A 16,122-nucleotide genomic window follows, 5' to 3' on the forward strand; every position below is an offset into this window, starting at 1 on the left:
ACCGACAAGTGGAGGAGGAAAGACAATGAATATGGTGAAGTCGACAAAGAGATATCTGGTGTCCAGCGTTGCCGCCCTGGGCCTGTGCGCCTTGGGTGCGCTGCCTGCCTTTGCAGAGGATTACGCGCAAGCACCGTTCTTTGATGCGGCAGTGGAGTCAGGTGACTTGCCCCCGGTGGACGAACGTCTGCCCGCCAATCCGCTGGTGCTTGAGACGCTTGGTTCTATCGGGGAATATGGCGGCACGATGCGCCGGGCCATTCTGGGCGGCGGTGACCAGCACAACATCGTGCGGACCATCGCGCATGAAAATCTGGTCCGCTGGTCCGCCGACTGGACCGAGGTCAAACCCAACATCGCCGAAAGCTGGGAAGTCTCGGAAGATGCGACCACATTTACCTTCACGCTCCGCGAAGGGATGCGTTGGTCGGATGGCGCGCCCTTCACTGCGGATGACGTCATGTTCTGGTACGAGATTTTCTCGGACGAGCGGCTGACACCATCCAAGCACCCGATCTATGTTGGCCCCGAAGGCCCGGTAGCGGTGACCAAGGTTGATGACACAACTGTCGAATTCAAGTTCGGGTCCCCAAATGGGCTGTTCATCAACAACATGGCCTATGGTTTTGGCTACTATCCGGTCAACTACCCCAAGCATTATCTGTCGCAATTCCACATTGATCATAACCCTGACGGCATTCAGGCATTGATTGATGCCGAACCGGCAGCCGCTGGCTGGGTGTCACTGTTCAACCTCAAGGCCGGCCCAATGCACACCCCCGCATTCTGGCAAAACCCTGACCGGCCCACATTGCACCCCTGGAAGCTGCAAAATGCCTATGGCGCATCCGACCGTGTCGTGGCCGAGCGCAACCCGTATTTCTGGAAAGTCGATGCGGACGGCAATCAGCTGCCCTATTTTGACGCAATCACATGGGATCAGGTCGAGGACCCCGAGACGATCCTGCTGAAGGCGTTCAATGGCGAAATCGACTACATGAACCGCCATCTGGGTCGCCCGGCAAACCGCGCCGTGCTGACCGACAATATGGAGCGGGGCCAATACGGGTTCTTTGACACCAACGATCTGCCATCCAACGGCGCGATCCTGATGCTGAACCTCAACAACCCGGACCCGGTCAAGAACGCCATCGTGAACGATCTGAACTTCCGCATCGGCCTGAGCCATGCGGTGAACAGGCAGGAAATCATCGACCTGATCTATTTCGGGTCCGGCCGCGCGGCGCAGACCGCACCACAGCCGGTATCGCCCCTTTATGATGAGGAAATGGCAACACAGTTTACCGAGTATAATCCCGATCTGGCGGCCGAATATCTCGACAAGGCGGGCCTGACGGAAATGGACGCCGACGGGTATCGTCTTGATCCCAATGGCGAGCGCTTCACCCTCGTCTTCCTGACGGCTGACGTGTTTGGTGCGCAATTCCCCGATGTGCTGGAACTTGTGGCCTCTTACGCCCGCGATGTGGGCATCGACATCCAGATCCGCGTCAGCGACCGTGCCCGCCTGCAAGAGATTGCGGCCAGCGCAGAACATGACGCCTATATCTGGAACTGTGCCGGTGGACAGTCCGACGCCTATACCTCGCCGGAATGCTATCTGCCATTTGGCACGGCCGTCTACTGGGCCCCTGAATGGGCCAAGTGGGGTGTTGACCCCAGCACCGGTATCGAACCCCCACAGCACATCAAGGACCTCTTCGTCGCCTATGACGAGGTCAAGGCCGCTGCCACGCCGGAACAGCGTCAGGCCGAAATGGAAGAACTTCTGGAAATGTCCAAGGCACTGTTACTGACCGTTGGTCTGGTGCAAAGCGATCCTGCCTTTGGTGTGGCGCGTAACAACGTGCGCAACCACCCCAATCCGCTGCCGATCTCCGGCCAGCTTTGGTATCCGTCGCCTTACGTTAGCCAGATGTACTACGAGGGTGGCAAATCACTGCCGTAAGCTCTCTCTCCCGTCGCGACCGGGGTTTGCCTCCCAGGCTTCGGTCGCGGCACCTAATACGCTTTGTGATCCCACCCCGTCAGATCAGCATCAAAGCCACCTCACCCCGCCCGTAAACGCAGAAAGGACAGCCGATGATCGGATATTTCTATCGCCGCATCCTTTATATGATCCCGACTGTGTTTCTGGTCTCTATCGTGACCTTCATCATCATCCAGCTGCCGCCCGGGGACTATCTCGATACGCTCGCCGCAGAGCTGAGCGATAGCGGCGGTCTGGATACCGGCACGTTGCAGGCGCTGCGTGATCAGTATGGGCTGGGGCAGCCCATGTATATCCAATACTGGAAATGGATCACCGGTATCCTGTTTCAGGGCGATTTCGGCCTGTCATTTGAAAAGAACCTGCCGGTCAATGAACTGATCTGGGATCGGCTGGGCTGGACCTTTGCGATTTCGCTGCTGACGTTGCTGTTCATCTGGGCGGTGGCCCTGCCAATTGGCATCTATTCAGCGGTGCGCAAATATTCGGTCGGGGATTACGCGGCCACGTTCTTTGGGTTCATCGGGCTGGCTGTCCCCAACTTTCTGCTGGCTCTGGTGATGATGTATGTGGCGTTCAAGTATTTCGGCCAAAGTGTCGGCGGGCTGGTCAGCCCGGAATATATCGACGCGCCCTGGGCCTGGGACAAGTTCGTCGATCTGATGAAACATATCTGGATGCCGATTGTCGTGGTGGGCACATCAGGTGCGGCTGCGTTGATCCGCATCATGCGCGCCAACCTTCTGGACGAGCTTTATCGCCCCTATGTCGTCACCGCCCGGGCCAAGGGGATGTCCGAGTTTCAGCTATTGATGAAATACCCTGTCCGGGTCGCGCTTAATCCGTTCATCTCGACCATCGGATGGATTCTGCCCACCCTTGTGTCGGGCGAGATCATTGTGGCGGTTGTGATGAACCTGCCGACCACTGGCCCGATGCTGCTGCGCGCGCTGCTGGTGCAGGACATGTATCTGGCAGGCTCGCTGATCCTGATTGTCAGCCTGCTGACCGTTCTGGGCACCCTGATTTCCGACCTGCTGCTGGCCTGGATTGATCCAAGGATACGCTACCAATGAGTACGCACGCCACAGACCTGCCCGAGCCACAAGATGATGTGCGGATGCCCGCCCTGCTGGGGCCAACCGCCCTGATGTGGCGCAAGTTCAAACGACATCGTGTGGCCTATATCAGCCTGTGGGTGGTCGTTTTCATCTACGTTCTGGCCCTTTTCGGAGAGTTCTTCACCACGACCGATATTGATGAAACCAACGTGCGGGCCCCCTTTGCGCCCCCGATGGGTGTTTCACTATTCGTCGAGGATGAAGACGGAACATCGACATTTCAGTTGCATGCCAAGGGTCTGAAACTGGAACTGGATCGCGAGGCGATGCGCCGCACCTTCGTGCAAGACCCCGAAAAGATCATACCGCTTGGCTTTTTCGTACAGGGATACGAATATGAGCTGCTGGGCCTCATCCCGATGACGACCCACTTTTTCGGCCCGAAAGATCCGCGTGATCGGGTCTATTTCTGGGGCGCTGACAGGCTGGGCCGGGATATCTACAGCCGGATCATCATGGGAACGCGCATTTCGATGTCCATCGGGCTGGTTGGTGTGGCGTTTTCGCTGTTCATCGGCGTCTCGCTTGGCGGCATTTCGGGCTATTACGGGGGATGGATCGACAACGCCATTCAGCGGCTGATCGAATTCATCCGGTCTATCCCGACAATCCCGCTCTGGATGGGGCTGGCGGCTGCGATCCCGTTGGGCTGGCCACCGTTGCGCACTTATTTCGTGGTGACCTTGATTGTCTCGATGATCGGCTGGACCGGGCTCGCCCGGGAAGTCAGGGGCAAATTCTTGAGCCTGCGCAACGAGGATTTCATCGTTGCAGCACGGCTGGACGGATTGACCGACTGGGAAGTGATCTGGAAACATATGGTGCCCAGCTTTTCCAGCCATATCATCGCATCGCTGACACTTGCCGTGCCTTTGATGATTTTGGCCGAAACCTCGCTGTCCTTTCTGGGGATCGGATTGCAGCCCCCCATCGTCAGCTGGGGAACCTTGCTGAAAGAGGCGCAGAATATCCGGACAATTATTCAGGCCCCGTGGCTGCTGATCGCCCCCGGCACGATGATTGTTGTTGCAGTGCTGGCACTGAACTTTCTAGGGGACGGACTTCGTGATGCCGCAGACCCAAATGCACACTGATCCGCTGGTCGAAATCCGCAACCTGCAGACCCACTTCTTTACCGATGACGGGGTAGTCAAAGCCGTCGACGGGGTAGATCTGGATGTATACCCGAACCGCACCCTCTGCATTCTGGGGGAAAGCGGGTGCGGAAAATCAATCATGGCCCGATCCATCCTGCGCATTGTCGACGCGCCGGGGCGGATCGTGGATGGGGCAATCACCTATCGCAACGCCGATGGGCAAACCATTGATCTGGCCAAGGCCCGGCACGGGTCGCGGGAACTGCGCGCAATCCGTGGTCAGGATATCGCGATGATTTTTCAGGAACCGATGTCCTCGCTCGGGCCGATCCAGAAGATCGGCAAACAGATTACTGAAACGATCCTGCTGCACCGTCCAATGTCCAAGGCCGAAGCAAAGGAAACAGCGATCGAGATGCTTGACCGGGTGGGCATACCCAAACCAGCCGAGCGGTTCGAGGCCTATCCGTTCGAGCTGTCGGGCGGGATGCGTCAACGGGCGATGATCGCCATGGCGCTGTGCTGCCAGCCACGCCTGCTGATCGCCGATGAACCAACAACCGCGCTGGACGTCACGACACAGGCTCAAATCCTCGATCTGATCGCCGAACTGAAGGACGAATTTCAGATGGGCGTTATGCTGATCACCCACGATCTTGGGGTTGTGGCCGAGGTGGCCGAAGACGTGGCAGTGATGTATATGGGCACCGTTGTCGAAAGAGGCGACGTCTATTCGATCTTCGAGAACCCGCAGCACCCCTACACACAAGCCTTGCTGAAGTCAGTCCCCCGTATGGGCATGACCCGGCAACATCGCCTGCCTGCCATTCGGGGCATGGTCCCGCACCCGTTGGCCCGCCCGTCCGGCTGCACCTTCCGTACCAGATGCGACCATTTCATGCCCGGTATTTGCGACAAGGCCACACCGCCCATGACGCCCGCAGGTGACAGTGCTGCTGCGTGTTTCCTGCATAGCGAAAGCGCGGCTCATGAGTGATCCCATTCTACAGGTCCGCGATCTGGACATGCATTTTCCCATCGGTGGCGGGCTGTTCGGCAAACCGACCGATGTGGTGCGTGCGGTCGATGATATCTCTTTCGATGTGATCCGGGGCGAATCCTTTGGCGTTGTGGGCGAGTCCGGCAGTGGAAAGACCACACTGGGCCGGTGCATCATGCAGATTTTGGAACCCACCGCAGGATCCATCCGGTTTCATGGGCGCGACAAGGATGCGGTTGAACTGGTGGGCGGCGAAAAGGAACAGCTGCGCGGCATCTGGCGGGCAATCCGCATGGTGTTTCAGGACCCGCAATCATCCTTGAACCCCCGTCTGCGGGTGATCGAACTGGTGGGCCAATGCCTGCGCAAATCCGAAGGGTTAAAGGGGCAGGCTCTGGCCGATCGGGTATCCGCCCTCCTGGAGCAGGTTGGCCTGCGCAAGGAATTCCTGCTGCGCTACCCCAACGCATTCTCGGGCGGGCAACGGCAGCGGCTGGGGATCGCCCGCGCATTGGCCACAAACCCCGAACTGATCATCGCCGACGAGGCCGTATCGGCATTGGATGTGTCCATTCAGGCGCAGACGCTGAACCTGTTGCAGGACCTGCAATCAGAATTCGACCTGACGTATGTCTTCATCGCCCATGATCTGGCCGTTGTGGAACATTTCTGCGACCGGATTGCAGTGATGTATCTGGGCCAGGTGGTCGAGCTTTCGACAACCGAAGAGTTGTTTCGCGCCCCCAAACACCCCTATACTCGCGCCCTGCTTGAGGCCGTGCCAATCCCTGATCCACGCGCCCGCAGGGGCAAGCGTCAGCCGGTGGCGATCAGTGACGGATCCGTCAGCAAGACAGGCTGCCGTTTCGCATCACGCTGCCCGCATGCAACCGATTTGTGCCACTCCACCAGCCCGCCGAAAAAAACCATCAACGGGGCCGATATCCTGTGCCATTTCGCCGGAGAGATTTAAGAAATGAAAGACGCCATGACGACAGCTACATTCGCAAAGAAAATGTATATCGCCGGTGAATTGACCGATGGTCAGGGCACGGTGGATGTGTTGAACCCGGCCAATGACCAACTTGTGGCCAGCGTCCCCACGGCGGGCATTGACGATGCAGATCGCGCCCTGGCTGCAGCGCGTGATGCGTTTCCAATGTGGTCACGGACGTCTATCGCAGAACGGCAGATGTGGATGCACAAGTTGCGCGATGCCGTGATCGCCAATGAAGACCATTTGCGTGACTGCATGCACCACGAGATGGGAAAACCATGGGGCAACACGCAAGAGGATTTCGACAGTCTCAAGAATTCGCTCGAATTCTACGCCGATGAGATCGCCCGCATTCATGACACCGCTGTAGCTGACCGGGCGGGCACGCATACGCATCGGCTTGTCCACGAACCGGCAGGCGTCGCCCTGGCGTTTCTGGCATGGAACTTTCCGCTGCTGAACCTGGCGTTCAAGATCGGCCCAGCCATGGCCGCAGGCTGCCCGATCATCATCCGCCCGTCAGAACAGACCCCCATCTCGGCCTATGCTGTCGGCGAACTCTGCGCGCAGACCGGTTTGCCGCCGGGCGTCGTGCAAATTCTGTGCACCGATGGATATGACGTGGCCGACCATCTGTCTGCCTCCCCCGTTCCGGCCCTGATCACGCTGATCGGCTCGACCAAGACCGGCCAGCATATCATGCGAACGGGCGCGACCAGCATCAAGAAATATTCGATGGAACTGGGGGGCAACGCCCCCGTTCTGATCTTTCCCGATGCCGATCTGGATGTGGCTGCTGACATTGTCTGCGGGGTCAAATTCAACAATGCGGGCCAGATCTGCGTCTCGCCCAACCGGGTCTTTGTCCATCAGGACGTGCTGGAGGAATTTACCGCCCAGGCAGTTGCAAAAGCGCAAAATGCGGGTGTCGGCTGGGACAAGACCGCTGACATCCTGACCGGGCCGGTGATTGATGGCCGGGCGTGGGCGCGGCTGAAGGGGCTGATTGACGGGGCCGCCGCCGGGGGCGCGCAGGTTCTTGCCGGTGGCGACCGCCCCGGCGATTTGCCGGATGGGCATTTTCTGGCCCCAACCGTGCTTGGCAACGTTACCGAAGATATGGATGTCTACCGGCAGGAAACATTTGGCCCGATTGTCAGCATCATTCCGTTTGATGATGATACGGATCTGGATCGCATGGCGAATGATTGCGACGAAGGCGGGCTGACCGCCTATATCTTTACCCGCGACCTGGCATTGGCCGAGGATTGGGCCGCCCGTCTGCGATATGGCGAAGTCCAGATCAACGGGGTGAAATACGATATTGACCTGCCACATGGCGGTATCGGTCAATCGGGCATCGGGCATGATTGTTCGACGCTCGCATTGCATGATTATCTGGTCATCAAACGCATCACACGGGCGCTGCCTGCCTAAACGCGGCGCCTGACCTGGCATTGCATCTGGCCACCTTGCCTGCATGATAGGCAAACCAACCGGATGGGGCGAACGCGTCAGATGATCACAACACAAGATCAGGTCACCGTGGCCTTCACCCTGGCAGGGCAAGTGGGGGCCCGTGACTTTCCGGATTGGATCGCCCGGCACGCCGCAAAACTGGGCATAGCCTATGACATTGCCGAAAGCACACAGCGCAGCCTGAGCCTGCGGGCCACGGGCGCCGCCGAGATGGTGGATGCCTTTGCGCTTGCCTGCAGCCTGGGTCCACAAAGCGTCGAGATTGAGGCTTTGACCTTCGCTGATACATCCGCTGATTTGCGAAGTGACGGATTTTTCAGCGGTTGACGGCACATCACCCAACCCAAGGTGGAAAGCGTCCTGATATCGCTCAGAAAGCTTGATCTTGGACTTTTTCACCTTCTAAACTCATTGCCGGGTCTAAGAGGACATTGTGTGGACTGGGTTGCTGTCGGATTGTGCGAGGATGTTCCCGCGGGCACTGTTGTGCCGCGGCGCGTCCTCGGCACAGATCTGGCAATCTGGCGCAGTGCAACCGGCAAATTTCACGCCTGGGGGGATCGTTGCCCGCATCGCGGCATGCGGCTGTCACACGGTTTTGTCCGGGGCGAGGTTTTGTCCTGCATCTACCATGGATGGCAATACGGCACGGATGGTGCCTGCGGCTATATTCCCGCCCATCCGAACCTGACCCCGCCCAAGACGATTTGCGCGCAAACCTATCCATGCAATCAGCATGATGACGCGATATGGGTCACGTTGTCCGGAACAGACCAACCCCTGCCAGATGTTGGCGGGTGCCGCCCTGTCCGGTCCCTCGACTTCGCAGTTCCGGCGGCGGACATCGCGGCATGGTTTGGGCAATCACTTGCACCGGTCATTACGGTTGCAGCACCGCATGACCTGCATATCGCATTGCAGCCCAGCACGGACAACGCGTGTATGGTCCATGCATTCGCCCCGGCGGATCAGGATCGCAAAGCCGTTTCACGATATCTGGAACAGATACGGGCCGATATCGAGGAGGCCGCATGAACGACGCCGCCGATCATCACTGGTATCCGGTTGGATTGCTGTCCGACATTACTACGCCCCGCCAGACGTTACTGCTTGGGCAGGACATCACGGTTCAGGGGGACGGCACCGGTTATCAAGTGATCAATGCGGCTGGTCAGGCCATGCCGACCATCCAGCGATTTGGGCATTTGTGGACAAGCCCCGGCCAACCGAACCGTGATCTTTTCACGATCCCCGAGACGGATGCGCCCGGTCGCAGATTGGTTGATGTGGGTTCTGTGCGGGTAAAGTGTTCGCCCCTGCGGGCGGTCGAGAACTTTCTCGACATCGCGCATTTCCCCTTTGTGCACACCGATATCCTTGGCGCAGAACCACATACCGAGGTTGCCCGGTATCAGGTCGATATCCGCGAAGAGGTGGACGAGGTCTGGGCCACGAAGGTCAAGTTCTTTCAGCCGCAGGCCGCCAAATCCGCCGAAGGCGGGATCACGACCGAATATATGTACCGGGTGCCCGCACCAACCTGCGCGGTCTTGTACAAGACCTGCCCGCCGCGCCCGGGCGAATGGGATGTGATCACCCTGTTCGTTCAGCCCCTGACCGAAGAATGGTGCGAGGTCTGGCCATGGATGGCGCTGTATGATGACCAATCCACCATGGCCGAGATGATCAGCTTTCAACAGCTGATCTTCATGCAGGACCGATCGATCCTGGAAAACCAGATACCGCGCAAGCTGCCGCTTGATCCGGGGCTTGAGGTGCCGACACAGGCTGACATGACATCGGTTGCGTATCGGCGCTGGCTGAAACGGATTGGGTACACATATGGGGCGCAGTTGGTGGCCGCATGATCCTGTATGACTATGTGCTGAGTGCCAGCTGCTACAAGCTGCGTTTGATGGCCGCCCTTTTGGGGCAGCCGTTGACATTGCGCGCGGTGAATTTTCATCCGGGCCGGGAACATAAATCACCCCAGATGCTGGCATTGAACCCGCAGGGAACCCTACCGATCCTGCAAGATGGCGATCTGGTATTGACCCAAAGTGCGGACATGCTGCGCCACCTCACCCGTGATCACCCGGACTGGCGGGGCGCCGACGATCCGTGGCTGTCTTTTGCTGCCGACCTGAACGCAAGCCTCGGCCTGGCCCGGCTACACGACATCCTGTGCTATCCGGCAGATATCTACGCCGTCCGGCGGGCGGGCGTGCAGCAATTGCGGCAGCTTGAGGCGCATCTGGCCGAACAGCGGTTTGATGGGCTGACGTTTCTGACAGGGTCAAGGCCGACCATCGCCGATATCGCCTGTTTCCCCAATACCGCGCTGGCCCCTGATGGGGGCGTCAGTCTTGATGTCTATCCGTCCATCCGCCTGTGGATGCGGGCCATCCGGTCGCTGCCCGGTTTCATCGAAATGCCGGGCATTCACCGCCTGCACGAGTTGGAGCGCCCGTCATGACGGCGGTATTACTGAAAGGCTGCGCGGCGGTTGTGACATCGGCCTATGACCCGGTGCTGTGGGACCATGATATTTTGTGCCAAGACGGGGCGATTACAGCCATCGGCCCCGATCTTGCCCGGGCGGCACCAGCAGGGGCCGAGATCATCAATGGGGCAGGGCTTTTTGTCTATCCGGGGTTGGTCAACACGCATCATCACTTCTTTCAGTGCTTCGTGCGTAACCGGGCCGCGCTGGACTGGACCAGATACAGCGTGATCGAATGGCTTGACCGGATTTATCCGATCTTTGCGCGACTGACCGAGGATTGCTTTTACCACAGCGCCGTTGTTGCGATGGCAGAACTGATCAAGCATGGCTGTACCACGGCCTTTGACCACCAATACTGCTTTCCAAAACATGCAGGCTCGCGGATCATTGATCGGCAGTTCGAGGCGGCCGACCTGATGGGGATGCGGTTTCACGCGGGCCGGGGCGGAAACACCCTGCCCAAATCCGAAGGCAGCACCATTCCGGACGAAATGCGCGAAACAACCGACGCATTCATTGCGGATTGCGCCCGTGTGATCGACGCCTATCACGACCCGGCCCCCCTTGCGATGCGGCAGGTTGCGGTCGCGCCCTGCCAGCCGGTCAATTGTTACCGCGAAACATTTGTGGAATCCGTCGCCCTTGCCCACGACAAAGGTGTGATCCTGCACAGCCATGTGGGCGAAGGCGAAAGCCCTGTCATCGAACAGGTCCATGGGATGCGCACGGTCGATTACTGCGAAAGCCTTGGCTTTGCCGGGCCGGATACGTTTTATGCCCATTGCTGGGAGCTGTCGCGCGAAGAGCTGCAAAAGATGGCCGCGGCCGGCACCGGCGTCGCGCATTGCTCTGAACCTGTCTATCTGGTGGGGGCGGAGATCACCGATATTCCGGCAATGGATGCGCTGGGACTGCGCGTGGGTCTGGGATGTGATGGCGCTGCGTCAAACGACAATTCCAACCTGATGCACTGCGTACATTCGGCTTATATGCTGCAGTGCCTGGCATCTGCGTCCCGGCAGGATCCGGTTCCGCCGCCTGCTGCCTTTCTTGCCTACGCAACCGAAGGCGGTGCATCGCTATTGGGGCGCACGGATATCGGGGCGCTGCGTCCCGGCATGGCGGCGGACCTCTTTGCGATTGATACGCGCAAGCTTGACTATGTGGGCACCCGCCACGATCCGATCAGCCTGATTGCCAAGGTCGGGATTGGCGCACCGGTCGACCTGACAATGATCAACGGACGCGTCGTCTGGCAAAACGGCGCATTTCCACATCTGGACGAGGGCGCGCTGTTTGCCGCCGCCGAAAAGACACTTCACACCATATTGCCACAAACAGGGGGACTATAAATGTCATACACCACCAAACGCCGCACGTTTCTGAAAGGATCGCTTGCCGCGACAACCGCCATTGCATTGCCGATGCGGGCAATGGCCGACGACACGCTGAAAATGGGGGTGGTATTACCCTCACCCGAGGCGGATGTGGGCTGGTCGCATACCTTGATGGACGGCGTCCGGACCGTACAAGAGGCCTACGGCGACAAGATCGAAGTCACCGTGCTTGAAAACATCGCCGAAGGGCCAGATGCGGACCGGATCGCCAATGGGCTGGTTGCGGATGGTAACACCGTCCTGCTGCTGGGGTCCTTCGGGTATCAGAATGGCGGCGTCCAGATCGCCAAGCGCCGGCGCGATGTGTCGATCATTCACGCATCCGGCTTTCTGACAGAGCCGAATTTCGCACCATTCACCGCGAAATATTGGCAGGGCACCTATCTGATGGGGATGGCCGCCGCATCGCTGAGCCAATCCAAGAAGCTTGGCTGCGTCGGCGCATTTGCAATCCCCGAACTGATCACCTCGATCAATGCCTTCATGCTGGGCGCCAAATCTGTCGACCCCGAGATCGAAATGAGCGTCGTCTGGGTCAATAGCTGGTTTGACCCGGCCTCTGAACAGGACGCGGCCAAGGCCCTGATCTCGCAAGGGGCTGACGTGATCTTTTCCAATGCACAAGACACCCCGTCCGTGATCGCCGTGGCGGAAGAGGCCGGGGTTTATGCATGGAACCTCAACTCGTCCATGAAGTCATACGCCCCATCGAAATATCTGGGCGTTGTCGGCACCGACTGGGGCCCGCATTTCAAACGCCTCGTTGATGCCCATGTCGCGGGGGAGTTCCCGGGCGAAAACTTCTGGCTGGGGATGGAGGACGACATTGTCTACACCGCCGACTGGAACCCCGATATCCCCGCCGATATTGTGGCAAGCATCGAAGCCCGACAGGCCGAAATCCAGGCCGGCACATTCGACGTCTTCAAGGGGCCACTGACCGATCAGGCGGGCGCAGAGCGGGTCGCTGACGGTGTCACCATGACGGATGATGAAATACTCAGCATGGATTGGCACGTCACCGGCGTGACAACCCCGCTGCCTTCATGACCGAACCGGCCCTATTGACCCTGTCAGGCGTGTCAAAACGCTATGGCACGGTTCAGGCCAACAAGGCGATCGACCTGGCTGTCAGGCCCGGGTCGATCCACGCCGTTCTAGGTGAGAACGGCGCTGGCAAGTCCACATTGATGAAACTGATCTACGGCGTCGAACACCCCGATGAAGGCACCATCGCCTGGAACGGCGCCCCGGTCCAGTTGGCCCGGCCATCGGATGCGCAGGCATTGGGCATTGGTATGGTATTTCAACATTTTTCGCTATTTGAGACGCTGAATGTGTTGCAAAATGTTTCCCTGATGGTCCCCGGCAAGCCAGCCGATCTGGCCCGACAGATTGGCGCGCTTGGACAAAAGTTCGGCCTGACCGTTGATCCCTATGCCATGGTTCACACCCTGTCCGTGGGCGAACGTCAGCGGGTCGAGATTATCCGCTGCCTGCTGTTGAACCCAAAACTTTTGATCCTGGACGAGCCCACATCGGTTTTGCCCCCGCAAAGCGTCAGATTGCTGTTTGACACCCTGCGCAAGTTGCAGGCCGATGGCACGGCCATCCTTTTCATTTCGCACAAGCTGGAAGAAATCCGCGAATTATGTGACGAGGCGACCGTTTTGCGCGGGGGCGAGGTGACCGGCCATATCGACCCGCGTGAACATGACGCCCGCGCGCTCGCACAGATGATGATCGGGCGCGCCATGCCCCAGGTGGCCGCATCCAGCGCCACTGAACCGGGCGAAATCCGCTTGCGCCTGACCGGCCTTAGTCATGCACGTGCGACGCGTTTTGGCACAAGTCTGGAGGATATCAACCTTGATCTGCACGGTGGCCAGATCATCGGAATTGCGGGTATTTCAGGCAATGGGCAACAGGAACTTGCGGCCCTGATATCGGGCGAAACCCGCGCCGGGCAATCCGATATGATCCAGATCATGGGCCGGTCTGTGGGCCACCTGGGGCCGATGCAACGCCGCAAACTTGGGTTTACCTTTGTCCCCGAAGAACGGCTTGGCCGTGGGGCCGTGCCCGAAATGTCGCTCGCCGATAACAGCCTGCTGACGGCGCATCGGCAAGGGATGCTCAGGGGCGGCTTTATCAGACGTCAGGTCGAAAAGACCTTTACCCGCCGCTGCATCGAGGAATTCGACGTCCGCACTCCCGGACCGGATGCCGAGGCCGGCGCCATGTCGGGCGGCAATCTGCAAAAGTTCATTCTGGGACGCGAGATCATGCTTGCCCCCGACGTCATGCTGGTTGCCCAGCCGACCTGGGGGGTCGATATTGGTGCTGCAACAGCTATCCGGCGCCGCCTTGTGGACATGCGCGACAGCGGAACCGCCATCCTCGTGATTTCTGAAGAGCTCGAAGAACTGTTCGAGATTTGCGACATCCTGCATGTCCTGCACGAGGGGCATCTATCCGCGCCCCTGCCCGTGGCCGAAACATCTGCGGATGATGTCGGGGCCTACATGATTGGAGCCAGCGCATGAGGTTGCAACTGATCCGACGCGACGCGGCCTCGCGCCTTGCGATGTTTGGCGCGCCCGCATTGGCCCTGATCCTGACCTGCCTAAGCAGCCTGATCCTGTTTGCGTTGTTGGGCATTCCCGCAGGCAAAGCATTGCATGCGCTACTGCTAAAGCCGTTTCTAAGCTGGTACAGCTTTTCCGAGGTGCTGCTGAAAATGGCACCGCTGCTGTTGATTGCGCAGGGTCTGGCCATCGGGTTTCGGGCAAATGTGTTCAACATTGGGGCCGAGGGGCAGTTTATCATCGGGGCGGTCTGCGCATCGGCCTTTCCGGTATTTTACCCCGACGGCAGTTTCCCGATGATGCTGCCTGCAATGATCATTGCAGGCGGGTTGGGCGGGATGGCCTATGCGGGCATTGCCGCAGGGCTGCGCACGCGCTTTGGGGCGTCCGAAATTCTCGTCACGTTGATGCTAAGCCTGATTGCGGTGCAGATACTGAACTACCTCCTGTTGGGGCCGTGGAAGGATCCGCGTGGCTTCAATTTCCCGCAAACCGTGATGTTCCCCGATAACGCGCTTTTGCCGCTGCTATTTGAAAATGTGCGGCCCAATATCTCGTTGATCTTTGCATTGGGCGCGAGCCTTTTTGCCTATCTGATGATGGAACGCCACTTTCGCGGTTATCAATTGCGCACGGCGGGCCTCGCGCCGAAGGCGGCCCGCTACGCGGGGTTTTCGGCCCCCCGGATGATCTGGCTCAGCCTTGCGCTCAGCGGGCTGGCCGCCGGGATCGCAGGGGCCAGCGAAGTTGCCGGACCACTGGGACAACTGCAACGATCTGTTGCAACAGGGTACGGATATGCGGCCATCATCGTGGCCTATGTGGGCGGGCTGCGACCCATTGGGATCATCGCATCAAGCTTTCTGATCTCGGTTTTGTATATCGGAGGGGACAGCGCGACCGTTTCCGCCGGGCTGCCTGTCGCGGCGGTTGAGGTCTTTCAGGGCATGCTGCTGTGCTTTTACCTGCTGACCTTCACGCTGATCCGCTTTCGGATCCAGATCACGCGAGGTGCAACCACATGAGCGCGCTCGAATTCCTTTTGGCCGGCACATTGGCTGCGGCCCTTCCGCTACTGCTGGCCGCTTTGGGGGAAATGGTGGTGGAAAAGACCGGCCTTCTGAACCTGGGGCTGGAAGGGATGATGGCCATCGGTGCCGCGATCGCCTTTATCTGCGTCTATCATTCCGGATCACATGGGCTTGGCTTTGCGGCAGCCGCGATTGTCAGCGCGATCTTGGCCATGGTGTTTGCGTTTCTGGTCATTTTTGTCCGCGCGAATGAGGTCGCGGCGGGCTTGGCCGTTGGTGTGTTGGGGCTGGGGTTGTCGGCGTTGTTTGGCAAGACATATGAAAGCCTGACAATCACCGGCCTGCCCGAATTCGGCCTGCCTGTCCTGTCGCAAATCCCGGTCATCGGCCCGACCTTGCTGACCCAGGATGTCGTGGTCTGGCTGGCCATCCTTGGCACTGTCGGGCTGTGGTTTGTGCTGAACAAGACAAAGCTTGGGCTGATCATCACCGCCGTCGGCGAGAATGCCGAAGCCGCCCGCGCCATTGGGTATCCCGTGGCAGCGATACGGTGTGCGGCGGTCGCATTTGGCGGGGCGATGTGCGGCTTGGCGGGCGCATACGCATCGACGGTGTACACACCGCTTTGGGCAGATGGTATGATCGCCGGGCGGGGCTGGATTGCGCTTGCGCTTGTCGTATTCGGCACATGGCAGACAGGCCGCGTCGCCTTTGGTGCGCTGTTGTTTGGGGTGTTGTCACTGGGCGAATTAACAGCCCAGGCGATTGGTGTCGCCATTCCATCGCAGGTTCTGTCCAGCCTGCCCTACATTGTCACAATCCTGATGCTGGTCGCGATTTCGCGTCATCGGCATCGCGCCAGCCTGCAGTAGATCAGCACCCTGCCGGGCAATCC

At 59.2% G+C, this 16,122-nt stretch carries 15 protein-coding genes; all 15 read left to right on the forward strand.

The features are described from left to right. Positions 1–25: 25 nt before the first annotated feature. The 15 genes from AABB31_RS12500 to AABB31_RS12570 all read left to right on the forward strand — a co-directional run bounded on the left by AABB31_RS12500 (position 26) and on the right by AABB31_RS12570 (position 16,099). Positions 26–1,969 (forward strand): ABC transporter substrate-binding protein, encoded by a 1,944-nt coding sequence (locus AABB31_RS12500; protein WP_342077817.1) that lies wholly within the window; start codon positions 26–28, stop codon positions 1,967–1,969. Positions 1,970–2,103: 134 nt separating this feature from the next. Next, positions 2,104–3,087 (forward strand): ABC transporter permease, encoded by a 984-nt coding sequence (locus AABB31_RS12505; protein ID WP_373634808.1) that lies wholly within the window; start codon positions 2,104–2,106, stop codon positions 3,085–3,087. Then, on the forward strand, positions 3,084–4,226 hold the full coding sequence (locus tag AABB31_RS12510; RefSeq protein WP_342077814.1) for an ABC transporter permease: 1,143 nt from the start codon (positions 3,084–3,086) through the stop codon (positions 4,224–4,226). The genes AABB31_RS12505 and AABB31_RS12510 overlap by 4 nt, the downstream gene beginning before the upstream one ends. Then, positions 4,201–5,226, forward strand: coding sequence for an ABC transporter ATP-binding protein (locus AABB31_RS12515; RefSeq protein ID WP_342077813.1), 1,026 nt, complete (start codon positions 4,201–4,203; stop codon positions 5,224–5,226). Before AABB31_RS12510 ends, AABB31_RS12515 begins: the two co-directional genes overlap by 26 nt. Next, positions 5,219–6,202 (forward strand): ABC transporter ATP-binding protein, encoded by a 984-nt coding sequence (locus AABB31_RS12520; RefSeq protein ID WP_342077812.1) that lies wholly within the window; start codon positions 5,219–5,221, stop codon positions 6,200–6,202. The genes AABB31_RS12515 and AABB31_RS12520 overlap by 8 nt, the downstream gene beginning before the upstream one ends. Positions 6,203–6,217: 15 nt before the next feature. Continuing rightward, complete coding sequence (locus AABB31_RS12525) at positions 6,218–7,663, forward strand: aldehyde dehydrogenase family protein (protein WP_373634809.1); 1,446 nt, start codon at positions 6,218–6,220, stop codon at positions 7,661–7,663. An 81-nt stretch (positions 7,664–7,744) separates the two neighbouring features. After that, positions 7,745–8,032 carry a hypothetical protein gene (locus tag AABB31_RS12530; protein ID WP_342077809.1) on the forward strand — a complete coding sequence of 96 codons (288 nt, stop codon included), beginning with the start codon at positions 7,745–7,747 and terminating at the stop codon, positions 8,030–8,032. Between the two features lie 108 nt (positions 8,033–8,140). Further along, complete coding sequence (locus tag AABB31_RS12535; protein WP_342077808.1) at positions 8,141–8,740, forward strand: Rieske (2Fe-2S) protein; 600 nt, start codon at positions 8,141–8,143, stop codon at positions 8,738–8,740. Next, positions 8,737–9,573 (forward strand): aromatic ring-hydroxylating dioxygenase subunit alpha, encoded by an 837-nt coding sequence (locus AABB31_RS12540; protein WP_373634810.1) that lies wholly within the window; start codon positions 8,737–8,739, stop codon positions 9,571–9,573. The genes AABB31_RS12535 and AABB31_RS12540 overlap by 4 nt, the downstream gene beginning before the upstream one ends. Next, positions 9,570–10,181, forward strand: coding sequence for a glutathione S-transferase N-terminal domain-containing protein (locus AABB31_RS12545; RefSeq protein WP_342077807.1), 612 nt, complete (start codon positions 9,570–9,572; stop codon positions 10,179–10,181). Before AABB31_RS12540 ends, AABB31_RS12545 begins: the two co-directional genes overlap by 4 nt. Continuing rightward, a complete protein-coding gene (locus AABB31_RS12550) occupies positions 10,178–11,563 on the forward strand; it encodes an amidohydrolase (protein ID WP_373634811.1) in 1,386 nt (461 codons plus the stop codon). The genes AABB31_RS12545 and AABB31_RS12550 overlap by 4 nt, the downstream gene beginning before the upstream one ends. Next, positions 11,564–12,658 carry a BMP family ABC transporter substrate-binding protein gene (locus AABB31_RS12555; protein WP_342077805.1) on the forward strand — a complete coding sequence of 365 codons (1,095 nt, stop codon included), beginning with the start codon at positions 11,564–11,566 and terminating at the stop codon, positions 12,656–12,658. Further along, complete coding sequence (locus AABB31_RS12560; RefSeq protein ID WP_342077804.1) at positions 12,655–14,154, forward strand: ABC transporter ATP-binding protein; 1,500 nt, start codon at positions 12,655–12,657, stop codon at positions 14,152–14,154. Before AABB31_RS12555 ends, AABB31_RS12560 begins: the two co-directional genes overlap by 4 nt. Further along, positions 14,151–15,221: an ABC transporter permease gene (locus AABB31_RS12565; protein WP_373634813.1), complete on the forward strand. Its 1,071-nt coding sequence runs from the start codon at positions 14,151–14,153 to the stop codon at positions 15,219–15,221. The genes AABB31_RS12560 and AABB31_RS12565 overlap by 4 nt, the downstream gene beginning before the upstream one ends. Beyond that, positions 15,218–16,099 carry an ABC transporter permease gene (locus tag AABB31_RS12570; protein WP_342077801.1) on the forward strand — a complete coding sequence of 294 codons (882 nt, stop codon included), beginning with the start codon at positions 15,218–15,220 and terminating at the stop codon, positions 16,097–16,099. Before AABB31_RS12565 ends, AABB31_RS12570 begins: the two co-directional genes overlap by 4 nt. Positions 16,100–16,122 lie beyond the last annotated feature (23 nt).

Source organism: Yoonia sp. SS1-5, assembly GCF_038443705.2.
GTDB lineage: Bacteria > Pseudomonadota > Alphaproteobacteria > Rhodobacterales > Rhodobacteraceae > Yoonia > Yoonia rhodophyticola.

Bases quoted from the DNA above. Each gene is read 5' to 3' on its own strand.
- AABB31_RS12500 (WP_342077817.1), top strand. From the start codon at position 26: ATGAATATGGTGAAGTCGACAAAGAGATATCTGGTGTCCAGCGTTGCC.
- AABB31_RS12505 (WP_373634808.1), top strand. From the start codon at position 2,104: ATGATCGGATATTTCTATCGCCGCATCCTTTATATGATCCCGACTGTG.
- AABB31_RS12510 (WP_342077814.1), top strand. From the start codon at position 3,084: ATGAGTACGCACGCCACAGACCTGCCCGAGCCACAAGATGATGTGCGG.
- AABB31_RS12515 (WP_342077813.1), top strand. From the start codon at position 4,201: ATGCCGCAGACCCAAATGCACACTGATCCGCTGGTCGAAATCCGCAAC.
- AABB31_RS12520 (WP_342077812.1), top strand. From the start codon at position 5,219: ATGAGTGATCCCATTCTACAGGTCCGCGATCTGGACATGCATTTTCCC.
- AABB31_RS12525 (WP_373634809.1), top strand. From the start codon at position 6,218: ATGACGACAGCTACATTCGCAAAGAAAATGTATATCGCCGGTGAATTG.
- AABB31_RS12530 (WP_342077809.1), top strand. From the start codon at position 7,745: ATGATCACAACACAAGATCAGGTCACCGTGGCCTTCACCCTGGCAGGG.
- AABB31_RS12540 (WP_373634810.1), top strand. From the start codon at position 8,737: ATGAACGACGCCGCCGATCATCACTGGTATCCGGTTGGATTGCTGTCC.
- AABB31_RS12545 (WP_342077807.1), top strand. From the start codon at position 9,570: ATGATCCTGTATGACTATGTGCTGAGTGCCAGCTGCTACAAGCTGCGT.
- AABB31_RS12550 (WP_373634811.1), top strand. From the start codon at position 10,178: ATGACGGCGGTATTACTGAAAGGCTGCGCGGCGGTTGTGACATCGGCC.
- AABB31_RS12555 (WP_342077805.1), top strand. From the start codon at position 11,564: ATGTCATACACCACCAAACGCCGCACGTTTCTGAAAGGATCGCTTGCC.
- AABB31_RS12560 (WP_342077804.1), top strand. From the start codon at position 12,655: ATGACCGAACCGGCCCTATTGACCCTGTCAGGCGTGTCAAAACGCTAT.
- AABB31_RS12565 (WP_373634813.1), top strand. From the start codon at position 14,151: ATGAGGTTGCAACTGATCCGACGCGACGCGGCCTCGCGCCTTGCGATG.
- AABB31_RS12570 (WP_342077801.1), top strand. From the start codon at position 15,218: ATGAGCGCGCTCGAATTCCTTTTGGCCGGCACATTGGCTGCGGCCCTT.